Origin of the sequence: Streptomyces sp. CB02414, assembly GCF_001905385.1 — a bacterium.
Taxonomy (GTDB): Bacteria; Actinomycetota; Actinomycetes; order Streptomycetales; family Streptomycetaceae; genus Streptomyces.
Window position 1 is genome coordinate 566510 of sequence record NZ_LIPF01000002.1, and the last position, 14982, is coordinate 581491.

Genomic DNA, 14982 nt, shown 5'->3' on the forward strand with positions numbered 1-14982 from the left:
TCAGGCTCCCTTCTTCGTCGTACGGCGTTCGGTGGGCTGGGTGACCCGGTCGAGCATCAGGCCGAGGCAGACGATCGCCGCGCCGGCCACCAGGCCGGTCGCCAGGTCGCCCTGCGCCAGGCCGAAGACGACCTGGTAGCCGAGGGCGCCGCCGCCGACCAGGCCGCCGATGATGACGACGGCGAGGACCAGGACGACGCCCTGGTTGACGGCGAGCAGCAGGGCCGGGCGGGCCAGCGGGAGCTGGACCTGGCGGAGCTGCTGGCCGCTGGTGGCGCCGAGCGAGCGGGCCGACTCCATGGCGGCCGGGTCCACCTGGCGCAGGCCCTGGGCGGTGATACGGACGACGGCCGGGAGGGCGTAGACGACCGCGGCGGCCACGGCGGGCGCCCGGCCGACCCCGAAGAGGGCGACGACAGGGATCAGGTACACGAACTGCGGCATCGTCTGGAAGACGTCCAGGACGGGCCGCAGCGCGCGCTCGACGCGGTCGCTGCGGGCGGCGGCGACACCGGTCGCGAAGCCGATGACCAGGGTGACGGCGACGGCCGCGAGGACCTGCGAGAGCGTGTCCAGGGACGGGTTCCACACGCCGAGGACGCCGATCGCCGCCATGGCGAGGACGGCGGTGAGCGCGGTGCGCCAGGTGCCGATCAGCCAGGCCAGTGCGGCGACGATCAGGAGCACCGACCACCAGGGCAGCCATTGGAGGCCGTCCCGCAGCGGGTTGAGGACCCAGTTGGTGAAGTGCGCGGCCCAGTCGGCGGTGCCGCCGACGACGGGGACGCCGGAGTACAGGTGGGCGGTCATCCAGTCGACGGCCCGGTTGACGGGCTCGGCGATGTTCAGCTCCCAGCCGTCGGGCCACTCCAGGAACCCGGCGAGACGTCCGGCGACCGCGACGGCCGCGGCGGCGGCCAGGGCGTACAGCCAGGTCAGCGGGGGCTTCCCGGGCTCGCCGAGCCGCTCCCCCGCCGCGCCGGTCACGCGGTCCAGGACGACGGCGAGCAGCACGATCGGGATGCCGGCCGCGAGGGCCGCGCCGACGTCGACCGAGGCGAGGGCCTGGTAGACGCGGTCACCGAGGCCGCCGGCGCCGATGACGGAGGCGATGACGGCCATGGAGAGCGCCATCATGATCGTCTGGTTGACGCCGAGCAGGAGTTCCTTGCGGGCCAGCGGAATGCGGGCGGTCAGCAGGCGCTGGCGGCTCGTGGTACCGAGGGACTCGACGGCTTCGAGGACCTCCTTGTCGGCGCCGCGCAGGCCGAGGGCGGTGAGGCGGGCCATCGGCGGGGCGGCGTAGACGACCGTGGCCAGGACGGCGGCGGGGACGCCGATGCCGAAGACCAGGACGACGGGGAGCAGGTACGCGAAGGCGGGGAGCACCTGCATGGTGTCGAGCACCGGGCGCAGGACGCGGTCCATGCGGTCGGAGAGGCCGGCGGCCAGGCCCAGCAGGGCGCCCACGGCGACCGACGCGAGCACGGCCACGACCATGAGCGCGAGGGTCTGCATGGTCGGCACCCACATGCCGAGCAGGCCGCAGGCCAGGAACGCGGCGGCCGTGCCGAGGGCCAGCTTCACGCCGGCCACGCGCCATGCGACCAGCGCGCCGATCGCGGTGACCCCGGCCCAGCCGACGGCGAGGAGGGCGAGGTAGACGGCGCGTACGGCGATGACGACGACGTTGCTGACGTGCCCGAAGAAGTAGAGGAACAGCGGGTGGCTGTCCCGGTTGTCGATGATCCAGTCGCTGGCCTTGCCGAGGGGTTCGGAGAGGTCGACGGTGAGGGCGCTCGGCCAGGTGGTGCCGCCCCACTGGGTGACGGCCAGGGGGACGAGAATCGCGGCGGCGACCGCGAGGGTGAGGAGCTTGCGGACGGCGGGGCGGGTGAGGACGCCCGGCGGGGCGGCCTTGGCGGGCGCCGCGGTGATCGTCGCCATCAGACCGCCTCCTTGGGCAGCTCCGCCTCCCCCGGGAGCACGGCCGCCCCCTCGGGGCGTTCCGCGGGTACGGCCGTACCCGCGACGACACCGAGCAGATCCCCCGCGTCGACCACGCCCAGGCAGCGGCCCTCGTCCATGACGCGGGCGGGGGAACCGGCCCGCGCCACCGCCTCGATGGCCTCCGACACCGTGGCCTCGGGCCGGATCGCCGGGCCCGTGCCCGCCTCGTCCGCCGAGGTCGCGGGGCGCATCGCCGTGCGGACGGTCAGGACCTGCTCGCGCGGGACGTCGCGGACGAACTCGCGGACGTAGTCGTCGGCGGGCGAGCCGACGATCTCCTCCGGCGTGCCGAGCTGCACCACGCGGCCGTCCCGCATCAGGGCGATGCGGTCGCCGAGCTTGAGGGCTTCCTGGAGGTCGTGGGTGATGAAGACCATCGTGCGGCCCTCCTCGCGGTGCAGCCGGACGACCTCCTCCTGCATGTCCCGCCGGATCAGCGGGTCGAGCGCGCTGAACGGCTCGTCGAAGAGCAGGACCTCGGGGTCGACGGCGAGGGCGCGGGCGAGGCCGACGCGCTGGCGCTGGCCGCCGGAGAGCTGGCCGGGGCGGCGGTGCTCCAGCCCCTCCAGGCCGACCTTGGCGACGACGGCGGCGGCCCGTTCGCGGCGCTCGGCGCGGCCCATGCCCTGGACCTCCAGGCCGTAGGCGACGTTGTCGAGGACCGTGCGGTGCGGGAGCAGGCCGAAGTGCTGGAAGACCATCGCGGCGCGGTGGCGGCGCAGTTCGCGCAGCCGGGACTTGTCCATCGCGCGGACGTCCTCGCCGTCGATGGCGATGGACCCGGCCGTCGGCTCGATGAGCCGGGTCAGGCAGCGTACGAGGGTGGACTTGCCGGAGCCGGACAGGCCCATGACGACGAAGACCTCGCCCTTGCGCACGTCGAAGGAGACGTCCGCGACGGCGGCGGTGCAGCCGGTGCGCGAGCGCAACTCGGCCGGGCTCAGGGCGGCCAGCCCGGGGTCGGCGGGGATCTTGGCGGCCTTCGGGCCGAAGACCTTCCACAGGCCGTCCACGGAGAAGACCGGGGGACGCTCGGCCACGGTCTCGGCGTCGGTGACGGTCGCGCTCATCGGGCGTCACCGCCGATCAGCTCGACGGCGCGCTCGCCGACCATGAGGACGCCGATCATCGGGTTCACCGCGGGCATCGTCGGGAAGACGGAGGCGTCGGCGATGCGGATGCCCTGCAGGCCGCGGACGCGCAGCTCGGGGTCGACGACGGCGGACTCGTCGGTGGCGGCGCCCATCTTGCAGGTGCCCGCCGGGTGGTAGACGGTGTGGGCGACCTTGCGGGCGTACTCGCTCAGCTCCTCGTCGCCGGTGACGTCCGGGCCGGGGCAGACCTCGCGCTTGAGCCAGCCGGCCAGCGGCTCGGTCTTGGCGATCTCGCGGGCGATGCGGATCCCGTCGACGAGGGTGCGGCCGTCGTAGTCGTCCTCGTCGGTGAAGTAGCGGAAGTCCAGGGCGGGCTTCACGGACGGGTCGGCGCTGGTGAGGTAGAGGCGGCCGCGGGACTTCGGCTTGGGGATGTTCGGGGTCATGGAGACGCCGAACTCCGGGCGCTCGTAGCCCAGTCGCTCCGGGTTGTCCGTGAACGGGATCTGGTAGAAGTGGAACATCAGGTCGGGGCCCGCGTGTTCGGGGTCGCGGCGCACGAACAGACCGGCGTCGGAGTCCATCGCGGAGTTGTCCGGGATGGGGCCGTTGGTCTCCCACACGATCACCGACTCGGGGTGGTCGAGCAGGTTCTCGCCGACGCCGGGCAGGTCGAGCGCCACGGGTATGCCGAGGGCCTCCAGCTGGTCCTTCGGCCCGATGCCGGAGTGCATCAGCAGGCGCGGGGAGTCGACGGCGCCGGCGGACAGGACCACTTCGCCCCGGGCCTTGACCAGGATCTCCTCGCCGTCCTTGGTGCGGACGTGGACGCCCTCGGCGCGGGTGCCGTCGAGCTGGAGCTGGTACGCCCAGGTCTCCAGCATGATCGTGAGGTTGGGGCGCTCGTCCATCACCGGGTGGAGGTACGCCACCGACGCCGACGAACGCTTGTTGTTCTCGGGGTGGTAGGCGAGGTCGAAGAAGCCGACGCCGTCGTTGAACGGCTTCTTGTTGAAGCCCTCGATCCGGGGGACCTCCAGCGTCTTCTGCGCGGAGTCGACGAAGTCGCGGGCGATGGCGTTCCGGTCCTTCTCGTCGACCGGGACGATGTTGTTCTTCAGCCGGGCGAAGTACGCCTCCATCTGGACCGCGCCCCAGCCCTTGGCGCCGGCGGCCTCCCACTCGTCCCAGTCGGACGGCAGCGGCTTGAAGGCGATGAGGGTGTTGTGCGAGGAGCAGCCGCCGAGGACGCGGGCGCGGCTGTGCCGGATGTACGAGTTGCCGCGCGGCTGCTCGGTGGTGGGGTAGTCGTAGTCCAGTTCGCCGCCGAGCAGGCCCATCCAGCGGCGCAGGGTCAGCACGTCGTCGCGGCCGACGTCACTGGGGCCGCCCTCGATGACGGCGACGGTGACGTCCGGGTTCTCGGTGAGGCGGGAGGCGATGACGGAGCCTGCCGTGCCGCCGCCGATGACGACGTAGTCGTATTCGTGAGTGGTCTCGGACATGGGGGTACTCCAGTGGGGCGAGCGGATGGTGCGGGGACGTACGGAAACGGGAGTGTCAGCCGGTGAACCAGCGGACGGGCTGCGGTGCGAGGTTCTGGTAAACGTGCTTGCTCTCGCGGTACTCGGCAAGGCCCGCGGGGCCCAGTTCGCGGCCGACGCCGCTCTTGCCGAAGCCGCCCCACTCCGCCTGCGGCAGGTAGGGGTGGAAGTCGTTGATCCACACGGTGCCGTGGCGCAGCCGGCCGGCGACCCGGCGGGCGCGGCCCGCGTCGGCGGTCCACACGGCGCCCGCGAGGCCGTACTCGGTGTCGTTGGCGAGGGCGACGGCCTCGTCCTCGGTGCGGAAGGTCTCGACGGTGAGGACCGGCCCGAAGACCTCCTCCCGCACGACCCGCATCTCGCGGTGGCACTGGTCGAGGACGGTCGGCTCGTAGAAGTAGCCCGTCTCCGGCCGCTGGGGGGACGGCTCGGGGCGCTTGCCGCCGCAGCGCGGTACGGCGCCCTCGGCGAGGGCGGAGGCGACGTAGTCCTCGGTCTTGGCGCGCTGCTGCTCGGAGACGAGCGGGCCGCACTCGACGCCGTCCTCCGTGCCGCGGCCGAGGCGGATCTTGGCGGCGCGGCGGGCGAGTTCGGCGACGAAGCGCTCGCGGACCGACTCCTCGATGATCAGGCGCCCGCCGGCGGAGCAGACCTGGCCGCTGTGGATGAAGGCGGCGTTGAGGGCCTGGTCGACGGCGGTGTCGAAGCCCTCTTCGGTCTCGCAGGCGTCGGCGAAGACCACGTTGGGGTTCTTGCCGCCGAGTTCGAGGGCGACCTTCTTGACGGTGACGGCGGCGGCCTGGGCGACCTTGGTGCCGCTGACCAGGCCGCCGGTGAAGGAGACCAGGTCGACGTCGGGGTGTTCGGCGAGCCGGGCGCCGACGGTGTGGCCGGGGCCGGTGACGATGTTCGCGACGCCGGTGGGGAGGCCGGCCTCGGTCAGCAGGTCGATCAGGGCGACGGTGGTCATGGGCGTGATCTCGCTGGGCTTGATCACGAAGGTGTTGCCGGCAGCGAGAGCGGGGGCGATCTTCCAGCTGGCCTGGAGGAGGGGGTAGTTCCAGGGGGTGATCATCGCGCAGACGCCGACCGGCTCGTGCACGACGACGCTGTGGATGTCCGGCGAGCCCGCGTCGACGACCCGGCCGGGTGCCTCGCCGGCGACGAGGTCGGCGAAGTACCGGAAGGCGTCGGCGACGCAGTCGATGTCGACGCGGCCCTCCTCCACGGTCTTGCCCGCGTCGCGGCTTTCCAGCAGGCCGAGCGCTTCCCGGTCGCGCACGAGGAGGTCGGCGACACGGCGCAGCAGGGCGGCGCGTTCGGCGACCGGGGTGTGCGGCCACTCGCCCGCGTCGAAGGCGCGCCGGGCGGCGGCCACCGCGAGGTCGGTGTCCTTCTCGTCGCCCTCGGCGACCACGGCGAAGGGCTGGGCGTCGGCCGGGTCGAGGACGTCGCGGGTGGCGCCGGAGGACGCCGCCAGCCACTCGCCGCCCGCGTGAATGGTGCGGTGACCCCGCTCCGCCTGGGTTTCCGTTCGGTTCGCCATGGTGGGAAATGCCTTTCGTTCCTGATCAACCCCTGTGTCACACGCGTGTCACTCTCGGGGACCGTGAGCCCCTGCCCCACGGCCCGGTATGCATGCCGAATCGGTGTCCGAAAGTGCGGCGCATCACTTGCAAAAGGGTCGAAGGGCACGGAAACGGGCCCCGTTCCGGTCGTGACCGGAACGGGGCCCGTGCGGGGCCTGCGGGGCCGCGGGCGGCCCGGAACGCGGGTGGCTCAGATGAGGCCGAGGGCGCGGACCGCCTCGCGCTCTTCCGACAGCTCCTTGACGGAGGCGTCGATGCGGGCGCGGGAGAAGTCGTTGATCTCCAGGCCCTGGACGATCTCGTACTTGCCGTCCTTGGTGGTGACCGGGAAGGAGGAGATGATGCCCTCCGGGACGCCGTAGGAGCCGTCCGACGGGATGCCCATGGAGGCCCAGTCGCCGTCGGCGGTGCCGTTGACCCAGGTGTGGACGTGGTCGATGGCGGCGTTGGCGGCGGAGGCGGCCGACGAGGCGCCGCGGGCCTCGATGATGGCGGCGCCGCGCTTGGCGACGGTCGGGATGAAGTCCTCGGCCAGCCACTTCTCGTCGTTCACGGTCTCGGCGGCGTTCTTGCCGGCGATCGTGGCGTTGAAGATGTCCGGGTACTGGGTGGCGGAGTGGTTGCCCCAGATGGTCAGGCGCTTGATGTCGGTGACCGACGAGCCCGTCTTCTTCGCGAGCTGGGTCAGCGCGCGGTTGTGGTCGAGGCGGGTCATCGCGGTGAAGCGCTCGGCCGGTACGTCCGGGGCGGCGGCCTGGGCGATCAGGGCGTTGGTGTTGGCCGGGTTGCCGACGACGAGGACCTTGATGTCGTCCGCGGCGTGGTCGTTGATGGCCTTGCCCTGCGGCTTGAAGATGCCGCCGTTGGCCTCCAGGAGGTCGCCGCGCTCCATGCCCTTGGTGCGGGGGCGGGCGCCGACGAGGAGGGCGACGTTGGCGCCGTCGAAGGCGACGTTCGGGTCGTCGGTGATCTCGATGCCCTGGAGCAGCGGGAACGCGCAGTCGTCCAGCTCCATCGCGGTGCCCGCGGCGGCGTTGAGCGCCGGGGTGATCTCCAGGAGGCGCAACTTGACCGGCACGTCCGCGCCGAGCAGCTGGCCGGAGGCGATGCGGAAGAGCAGGGCGTAACCGATCTGGCCGGCCGCGCCGGTGACGGTGACGTTCACGGGAGTGCGAGTCATGGCGTTCTCCGTATGACAGCTGGCGGTGGGGCGTCCCGGCCCCGGGCGTTTGATCGATCTCTTGGTATCAAGAGATCGATCCAGCGGTCAGGCTATCGCGCCCGCGGTGCCCGGCACCTCCGGGTCGGTGTGGCCCGGCCCACAGGGCCACCGTCGGAGCACGCCACGCCCGCCGCGGGGGGGTACGCGCGGGCATGAGGAGGCGGCCGCCTGTCCGGGAGAGGGGGGACGAAGGCGACCGCCGTTCGGGGATACCGTTGCCGGACTCCCGTGGGGGTACTTCTCGCGTGCCCGCCCCCGGGAGGGCCATGCCTGGCGCCGGGGGACTTTCTTCAGGACGGTCCGACGCGGGGCCGGCCCGGGGACGGCGCGCGGTGCGGCCCGTCCCCGGTCGCGCCGGTCACTCCGTGCAGCCCTTCTGGCCCGCGGCCAGCGTCACGCACGCCTTGGCGTCGGCCGCGGACTTCACGGCCACCATCGGGGTGTACGCGACGGTGTCGGTGGCCCCGGTGACCGCGCCCGTCTGGCGGTTCGCCCCGTCCGCGCTCACCTCGACCTCGGCGCCCTGCGTGGCCTGGGTGACGCGGGCCCACGCGGCACCGCAGGTCTTGCTGTAGCGGACCTCGACGGAGGCCGCGCCGACCGTGGCGGTCGCGGCGGTGGTCACCAGGTCGCCGCCGCAGCCCATGATCTCCGGGTCCTTGCCGGTGCAGGCGTCGCCGCTGCACTTCACGCCCGGCGGCAGGGCGGCGTCGGTGGTCACGGTCGGAGACGGGGACGGCTCGGCGCCCTCGCTCTTGCCCCCCTCCTCGTTCATGACGTAGAAGGCGCCCGCGATCACCACGAGCACGCCGACGACACCCGCGACGAACGTGGTCACCCGCTTGCCTCCGCCCCCCGAGGAGCCGCCCCGGGCCCGGGAGCCGCCGCGCGGAGGCTCGCCGCGCGCGTTCGTGCGGCCGTGACCGCTCGGGGCGACGGACGCCTGTGCGGGTGGCGTCGCGGGGCCCGCGGCGTCCCCGCGGTCGGCCCGCGTGCCGAGCCGCGCCGTACGGTCGCCGGCCGGTGCCGGACCCCGGTAACCGGCGAGGCCCCACGAATTGCCGTCGGCCGCCCCGCCGGAGGAAGGGACCGAGGGCGCGCCGGGTGAGGCGCCGCCCCGGGCCGTGCCGACGGCCGAGTCGGCGCTGTCGGCGGCGGTCGGCTGCGCCGGGACCGACGGCGGCAGCGTGGGCGCCACACCGGCCGGTCCGGCGACGCCGGGCTTGGCCGTCGCGCCGCCGGCGTGGCGGCCGGCCCGGCTGCCCCGGCCGGCGCCGCCCGACTTGGCGGCGGGCGTGCCCAGCTCGCCGAGCGCGGCACGCGCCTGGGAGATCCGGATGGCCTCCATGGTCATGTCGTGACGCATCTCCGAGCGGCTCCAGGCGCGCTCGGCCAGCTCCCACATGGTGGTGAGGTGCATCGGGTTGGTGCCCGTCACCTCGGCCAGGGCCACGATGGCGCCCTTCGGCGCCAGCAGCCGACCGTTCAGATACCGCTCCCATGACGTCTTGCTGTAGCCGGTGGCGTCCGCCACCGACGCGATGCTCAGGTCGTGGCGGTCCACGAGCCGCCGCAGCTGGCTCGTGAACTCCTTGATCTGCGGATCGAGTTCCTCCGGCAAGGCCTTCCAACGAGGCATTGCTTCCCCCCTCTTACCCCCGGCGACGTGCTGTTCGTTCCCCGCTTGGTCCTCTCGCGCGGCGTCCCGCGCGAAGTCCCCGTTCTGGCTACCCACAGGGATGCGCCCGGTCAGGATCTCAGTTCCCGGGGTGGGGGCGCACAGGAGCACAGAGGCCGCGAGCATGCACCGTCGCACGCCCAGCGGTTGGGGTCCAGTGTCCCACCGGCTCTGCCGTGCCCGGAACCGAACCCCGTTTTTCACGACACGTGCGGTGGGGGCACGTAGCGGAGTAGCGGAACGGTCACTTCCGTGCCACAGCGCCCTGACAGGCGTTGAACAGGGCCTTCGCCGTGCAGGAGGGTTGGTCCCGGCGGCGGCCCGTCCTCTCACGGGGGTGAGGACGGGCCGCCGTACCGGACCAGCGCTAGCTGACCGTGAAGTGCAGGATGTCCTGGAGGAACGGGAGCTTCAGCACCGGTTTCGGCTGGACCATCAGCGCCAGCAAGGCGATGGCGAGGCCCAGGACGCCGTAGGTGGCGACGTCCGTGAAGCGCGAGCGCACGGCGAGCATGCCGACGTCGGGCAGCGTCCAGCGGAGCGCGGCGCCGACCAGGAGCGCGGCGCCGACCAGGAACGTCCCCCAGCGGAACACGTCCAGCGCCGTCAGCAGGAGCCCCAGGCCGACCAGCAGCACCACGGTGAGCACGGGCCACTGCCGGGCGGGCGCCGGCGCGTCACCGGCCGCGGCCCGGCCGCCGCCCTCGGGGCGCGCGGTGTCGCGGGTGAAGAGCGGGAAACGCCGGGTGGTCCGGCGCGGCCTGCCCTCGGCGTCGGGCGCGCTGACGGGGTCGCGGACGGTGAGGTCGTCGGAGTCGGAAGGGCCGTCGGGGTCCGGGGTCTCGCCGGGCTCGAGGCTGCTCTCCGCGCTCTCCGCGCTCCGCGAGCGCCCCAGGTTTCCCGGGCGCCCCCCATGGGTGTCCTCAGCCGGCACTGCGCTCCGCCGCCTCCACCACGTTCACGAGCAGCTGGGCACGGGTCATGGGGCCGACGCCGCCGGGGTTCGGGGAGATCCAGGCGGCGACCTCGGCCACGCCGGGGTGGACGTCGCCCACGATCTTGCCCTCGGCGTTGCGGGAGACGCCGACGTCGAGGACGGCGGCGCCCGGCTTGACGTCCTCGGGGCGGACCAGGTGCGGGGAGCCGGCGGCGGCGACGACGATGTCCGCGCGCTTGAGGTGGGCGGACAGGTCCCGGGTGCCGGTGTGGCACTGGGTCACGGTGGCGTTCTCGCTGCGCCGGGTCAGCAGCAGCGGCATCGGCCGGCCGATGGTGACGCCGCGGCCGACGACCACGACCTCGGCGCCCTTGATCTCCACGCCGTAGCGGCGCAGGAGGGTGAGGATGCCGTTGGGGGTGCAGGGCAGCGGGGCGGGCTCGTTCAGGACGAGACGGCCCAGGTTCATCGGGTGCAGGCCGTCCGCGTCCTTGTCCGGGTCCATCAGTTCCAGGATGCGGTTCTCGTCGATGCCCTTGGGCAGCGGCAGCTGGACGATGTAGCCGGTGCAGGCCGGGTCGTCGTTCAGCTCGCGGACGACCGCCTCGATCTCCTCCTGCGTCGCCGTGGCCGGCAGCTCGCGCTGGATGGACGCGATGCCCACCTGGGCGCAGTCGCGGTGCTTGCCGGCGACGTACTTCTGGCTGCCGGGGTCGTCGCCGACCAGGACGGTGCCGAGGCCGGGCGTGACGCCCCTCTCCTTCAGCGCCGCCACGCGGGCGGTCAGTTCGGACTTGATCGCGGCTGCGGTGGCCTTGCCATCGAGAATCTGGGCGGTCATGCCCCCATCCTCGCGGATGACCGGCCCCGGGTTCCAATCCGGCCGTCGTACGGACGCCACGGGACGCGTCCGCCCGTACCCGCGCATGATCGGCGTTGTTGCACTTGCACAACACCTTGCGGCCGGACTGGACAAGTAAGAGATAGGTCAAGAACGATTGGGCAGTAGCACAGTGCCGCGGGGCCGTACCGGGGGGACGAACCGCACGAAGTACCTCCTCCGAGCCGAGCCGCGCGCCGTCCCCGCACGTGACAGCTACGGAGGAAGTCCCGCCATGAGTTTCGGCGATCCGAACAACCCCTACGGTCCGCCGCAGGGCCAGCAGCCGGGCTACGGCAACCAGCAGCCGCCCCAGGGCCAGCCCGGCTACGGCTACCCCCAGGGGCAGCAGCCCGGCTACGGCTACCCGTCGGCGCCGCCCGTGCAGCAGCCGTACGGCGGCGGCGCCCCCACCACGATGCCGGGCACCGTCAGTGCCGCCCGGGTCATGCTGTGGGTGATCGTCGGCCTCCAGGTGATCGGCACGATCCTGTTCGCCTTCTCGGCCGTCGCGGTCGACCAGGCCAAGGACGACCCCGCCTTCGAGGAACTGGCCGACTACCCGACCGGCGCGCTGTGGGGCATCGCGGTGCTCGCGCTGGCGTGGGGCGTCTGGGCGGCCGTCCTGGCGGTGAAGTTCAAGGCGGGCGGCAACGGCCTGCGCATCACCGCCCTGGTGTTCGGCGTCCTCACCGCGGTCCTCGCCATCTACCCGTTCCTCGTCTTCGGCATCATCCACCTGGTGCTCGGCATCCTCATCGCCGTGTTCGCGGGCAACTCCAACGGCGCCGCCTGGTTCAAGCGCCCGCGCTACTGACGCACCGCTGAGCGCTTTCGCGCCAATCACGACCCGGGGCCGTGTCTCACCCGTACGAGGGGAGGCACGGCCCCGGTGCGTCGCAATAGTCTGACGCGGGTAGCCGTCAGGCACGGGGAGACGCACCTTGTACAGCATCATCGTGGTACCTCCGCCGACCACGGAGGACGAACCCACCCGCACCCAGTACCGGCTCGCACCCGGCGAACGGCTCGTCTTCGGGCGGTCCGTGCCCGAGGGCGGACTGCTGATCGGGCACGACGGAGTGTCCCGCAGAGCCGGCGAGATCACCGCCCACGGCACCTTCTGGACCCTGAGCAACCTCTCCGCCCACCAGACCTACGTGGTGGAGAACCCGGAGGGCGCCGGCGAGCACATCAAGGTCGCGCCGGGCCGGCTGGACGCACCCGTGCCCTTCGAGTTCTCGCGGATCGTGCTGCCCGCGGCCGGCGACCTGCTGCCGCTGGAGGTCTGGGCGCCGCGCCACGACTACCTGCGCGCCGAGGAGGACACCGACGGCGAACCGGCCGGCACCGACGGTGAACCGACCGCCCCCGCCTTCTCCGTCGACCGCACCAAGCGCTACTTCGCGGTGCTGGCCGCCCTGTGCGAGCCGCGGCTGCGCGGGGCACCGCACGCGCCGCTGCCGACCGTCGAGCAGGTCGTCGAGCGGCTGCGGCCGCTCTGGCCGGCCGCGTCGCGCACGTCCGTGCAGTGGAACATCGACTACCTGGCGGTGAAGCTGCGGCTGAAGCCGGGCCCGGAGACGGCGGAGGCGGGCGCGCGGCTCAACGGCAAGAAGGAGTCCCTGGTGGCCATGGCGCTCCGCTTCGACCTGGTCCGGGAGGACGACCTCGTGGTCCTGACCGCGCCGCCGCGCCGGGTGCCCCGGTGACCGAGGCGTACGCCGTCCCGGTGCCGAAGGGCTACCGGGTCGGCGACTGGGAGGTGCGGGCGCCGATCGCGACGGGTGCCTTCGGCAGCGTGTACGAGGCCCGCCGGGTCGGCGACGACGGGGCCGGGCTGCCCAGGACGGCCGCCCTGAAGTTCCTGCCCACCGGCACGGGCACGCCCCGCCAGCTGACACACCTGCGGGAACTGGTGGAGCGCGAGGTCGAGTTGCACCGCAGGCTGCGGCGGCCCCGGCTGGTGCGGATGTACGAGACCCTCGTCGTCGACGACCCGGCCCGCCCCGCGCTCGACGGCGCCACCGTCCTCGTACTGGAGAAGGCCGAGGGCTCCCTCTCCGCGCTGCTGTCCGCCGCGCCCCGCCCGGCCGACGGGACCGCGCTGGTCGCCGGGATCTGCGAGGGCCTGGCCCAGCTGCACCGTGCCGGATGGGTGCACGGGGATCTGAAACCGGCCAACGTGCTCCTGATGAAGGACGGTTCGGTCCGCCTCGCCGACTTCAACATGGCCGCCGAACTGGAGGGCACCCACGCCTACACACCCGCCTTCTCCACCCCGGACTACACCCCGCCGGAACTGCTCTGGTCGGAGATCGGCGAACGCGGCCGGCGCATCCGCCCCTCCGCCGACGTGTGGGCCTTCGGCGTCCTCGCCCACCTCGTGCTCACCGGCTCCTTCCCGCTGCCCGGCGGCACCCCGGCCGCCCGCCGCGACGCCGCGGCCGCCTACGCGCGCGGCACGGAGGAGCTGCGCCTGTCGCCCCAGCTGCCCGAGGCGTGGCGCGAGGTCGTGCGCGCCTGCCTGACCCGGACGCACGCCGAGCGCATCGGCACGGACGCCCTGGCCCGGCGGGTGGCGGCGGCCGCCGGGACCGGCACCGTCGCCGGCACCGTCCGGTCCTTCCTGCCGCGCCGGGCCCGCTCCCGGCGGGCGGTCCTCGCCGCGGCGACCGCCACCGCGGCCGTCGCCGCGCTGGGCTACGGCGTCACCGTCCTCGTCGACGGCGACGACGGCGGCGGCCCCGGCCAGGGTGTCCCGGGCGCCGGCGGCAGCGCGTCCAATGTCTCCGCCGCCTCCTACGGCGCCGGCGAGCTGCGCACCGACAAGGGCGTGCCGGCGGCCTACCGTCTGCTCATCGTCGAGACGGCCCACGATTGCGATCGCAAGGAGGTCAGTCCGCCCCTGATCGCCGCCATGCTGAAGGTGGAGAGCGACTTCGACCCGGGCCTCTCCGACCCCGCCAAGGACGAGTACGGCATCGCCCGCTGGACGCCGAAGGTGCTGCGCTGGTGGATGAACGAGGACGGCACCCCCGGCGAGACCGTCCCCGAACCCCCGTTCCCGCCCGCCGAGTCCATCCCGGCGATGGGCCGCTACCTGTGCTGGATCACTCCGCGCCTCGACGCCGGCCTGCCGGGCGACCGCCGGGTGCTGATCGCCGTGGCCTACCGGACGTCGTACGACAAGGTGAACGACGCGGGCGGGGTTCCCCCGAAGTACCGCGACTACGCCGACCGCGTCGCTCACCACCTCAAGGAGTACACGCCGCCGGGCAGGAAGTGACCCTGAGAGTTGTGAGGTACCGCCCGGCGGGGGCGGCGGGCACGGTGTGAGCACACCGCTTCGGCGGTGCGACACCGACCGACGTTCATGGGGGAACCACAGTGAACATCTTCAAGCCCGCCGCGCTGCTCCTCGCGGCCTCGGCCCTGGTCGCCGGCTCGACGGTCACGGCCGCCGCCGGCGACGCCCCGGGCGGCACCCGGGTGACCGCTCTGCAGCAGGCGGCCGACGAGGTGCTGGCCGACAACCCGAAGCCCCTGCACGTGACCGCCGACGCGGTGAAGTACGAGGGCCTGACCGTCACCAAGGCGCCCCGGACCAAGGGTGCCCAGGACCTGGCCTGCGGATACGGCCACCTGTGCATGATCGTCAAGGGCACCAAGTTCGACTTCTACAAGTGCCAGACCTGGAACCTCACCAACTGGACCGGTGACGGCCCGTTCACCAACAACCAGACGCCGGGCACGGTCGCCAAGTTCTTCAACAAGGACGGCAGCGTCCGCTGGACGTCGACGGCCTACCAGGCGGGCACGGCGACCTGGGACCCGATCTGGTCGCTGCGCCCCTGCTGATCCGCCCCACCGGAGCCGGCAGGACGACGGCCCCCGGTCCCCTCCGCGGAGGGGACCGGGGGCCGCTTCGGCTCCGCGTTCCACCGACCCGCCGAGCCGTCCGAATGCTTGGGGCGCCCTCACTCGCCTCCCGTACGCTGCCCCTTGTTGGACTGGGGAAGGTTGAC

Annotated in this window: 12 protein-coding genes; 4 read left to right on the plus strand and 8 right to left on the minus strand. The window is 73.1% G+C overall.

Features of this window, described 5'->3' with window-relative positions:
* From AMK11_RS08770 to AMK11_RS08805, 8 genes are all read right to left on the minus strand, one after another.
* Nucleotides 1-1947, minus strand: a complete 1947-nt coding sequence (locus AMK11_RS08770) for an ABC transporter permease (protein ID WP_073724876.1) — start codon at nt 1945-1947, stop codon at nt 1-3.
* A complete protein-coding gene (locus AMK11_RS08775; RefSeq protein ID WP_073724878.1) occupies nt 1947-3080 on the minus strand; it encodes a quaternary amine ABC transporter ATP-binding protein in 1134 nt (377 codons plus the stop codon). The genes AMK11_RS08770 and AMK11_RS08775 overlap by 1 nt, the downstream gene beginning before the upstream one ends.
* On the minus strand, nt 3077-4609 hold the full coding sequence (locus AMK11_RS08780) for a GMC family oxidoreductase (RefSeq protein ID WP_073724880.1): 1533 nt from the start codon (nt 4607-4609) through the stop codon (nt 3077-3079). The genes AMK11_RS08775 and AMK11_RS08780 overlap by 4 nt, the downstream gene beginning before the upstream one ends.
* Nucleotides 4610-4664: 55 nt before the next feature.
* On the minus strand, nt 4665-6194 hold the full coding sequence (locus AMK11_RS08785; protein WP_073724882.1) for an aldehyde dehydrogenase family protein: 1530 nt from the start codon (nt 6192-6194) through the stop codon (nt 4665-4667).
* Between the two features lie 233 nt (nt 6195-6427).
* Nucleotides 6428-7417, minus strand: a complete 990-nt coding sequence (locus AMK11_RS08790; RefSeq protein ID WP_073724884.1) for a malate dehydrogenase — start codon at nt 7415-7417, stop codon at nt 6428-6430.
* A 400-nt stretch (nt 7418-7817) separates the two neighbouring features.
* Nucleotides 7818-9098, minus strand: a complete 1281-nt coding sequence (locus AMK11_RS08795) for an XRE family transcriptional regulator (protein WP_073724886.1) — start codon at nt 9096-9098, stop codon at nt 7818-7820.
* Between the two features lie 406 nt (nt 9099-9504).
* Entirely contained in the window at nt 9505-10071 is a 567-nt protein-coding gene (locus AMK11_RS08800) for a DUF3017 domain-containing protein (RefSeq protein WP_073724888.1), read from the minus strand.
* Nucleotides 10061-10915 (minus strand): bifunctional methylenetetrahydrofolate dehydrogenase/methenyltetrahydrofolate cyclohydrolase, encoded by an 855-nt coding sequence (locus tag AMK11_RS08805; protein WP_073724890.1) that lies wholly within the window; start codon nt 10913-10915, stop codon nt 10061-10063. Before AMK11_RS08805 ends, AMK11_RS08800 begins: the two co-directional genes overlap by 11 nt.
* Before the next feature lie 274 nt (nt 10916-11189).
* Between AMK11_RS08805 and AMK11_RS08810 the strand changes: the two genes are divergently transcribed.
* From AMK11_RS08810 to AMK11_RS08825, 4 genes are all read left to right on the plus strand, one after another.
* Nucleotides 11190-11771 (plus strand): hypothetical protein, encoded by a 582-nt coding sequence (locus AMK11_RS08810; RefSeq protein ID WP_073724891.1) that lies wholly within the window; start codon nt 11190-11192, stop codon nt 11769-11771.
* 127 nt (nt 11772-11898) lie between these two features.
* On the plus strand, nt 11899-12666 hold the full coding sequence (locus AMK11_RS08815) for an FHA domain-containing protein (RefSeq protein ID WP_073724893.1): 768 nt from the start codon (nt 11899-11901) through the stop codon (nt 12664-12666).
* Nucleotides 12663-14243 (plus strand): protein kinase domain-containing protein, encoded by a 1581-nt coding sequence (locus tag AMK11_RS08820; protein WP_073724895.1) that lies wholly within the window; start codon nt 12663-12665, stop codon nt 14241-14243. Before AMK11_RS08815 ends, AMK11_RS08820 begins: the two co-directional genes overlap by 4 nt.
* A gap of 101 nt (nt 14244-14344) precedes the next feature.
* Nucleotides 14345-14815 carry a hypothetical protein gene (locus AMK11_RS08825; protein ID WP_073724897.1) on the plus strand — a complete coding sequence of 157 codons (471 nt, stop codon included), beginning with the start codon at nt 14345-14347 and terminating at the stop codon, nt 14813-14815.
* Nucleotides 14816-14982: the final 167 nt, after the last annotated feature.

What these genes read in the sequence shown, in the direction of transcription:
- AMK11_RS08770 (WP_073724876.1), bottom strand. Translation starts at nt 1,947, where the DNA reads ATGGCGACGATCACCGCGGCGCCCGCCAAGGCCGCCCCGCCGGGCGTC.
- AMK11_RS08775 (WP_073724878.1), bottom strand. Translation starts at nt 3,080, where the DNA reads ATGAGCGCGACCGTCACCGACGCCGAGACCGTGGCCGAGCGTCCCCCG.
- AMK11_RS08780 (WP_073724880.1), bottom strand. Translation starts at nt 4,609, where the DNA reads ATGTCCGAGACCACTCACGAATACGACTACGTCGTCATCGGCGGCGGC.
- AMK11_RS08785 (WP_073724882.1), bottom strand. Translation starts at nt 6,194, where the DNA reads ATGGCGAACCGAACGGAAACCCAGGCGGAGCGGGGTCACCGCACCATT.
- AMK11_RS08790 (WP_073724884.1), bottom strand. Translation starts at nt 7,417, where the DNA reads ATGACTCGCACTCCCGTGAACGTCACCGTCACCGGCGCGGCCGGCCAG.
- AMK11_RS08795 (WP_073724886.1), bottom strand. Translation starts at nt 9,098, where the DNA reads ATGCCTCGTTGGAAGGCCTTGCCGGAGGAACTCGATCCGCAGATCAAG.
- AMK11_RS08805 (WP_073724890.1), bottom strand. Translation starts at nt 10,915, where the DNA reads ATGACCGCCCAGATTCTCGATGGCAAGGCCACCGCAGCCGCGATCAAG.
- AMK11_RS08810 (WP_073724891.1), top strand. Translation starts at nt 11,190, where the DNA reads ATGAGTTTCGGCGATCCGAACAACCCCTACGGTCCGCCGCAGGGCCAG.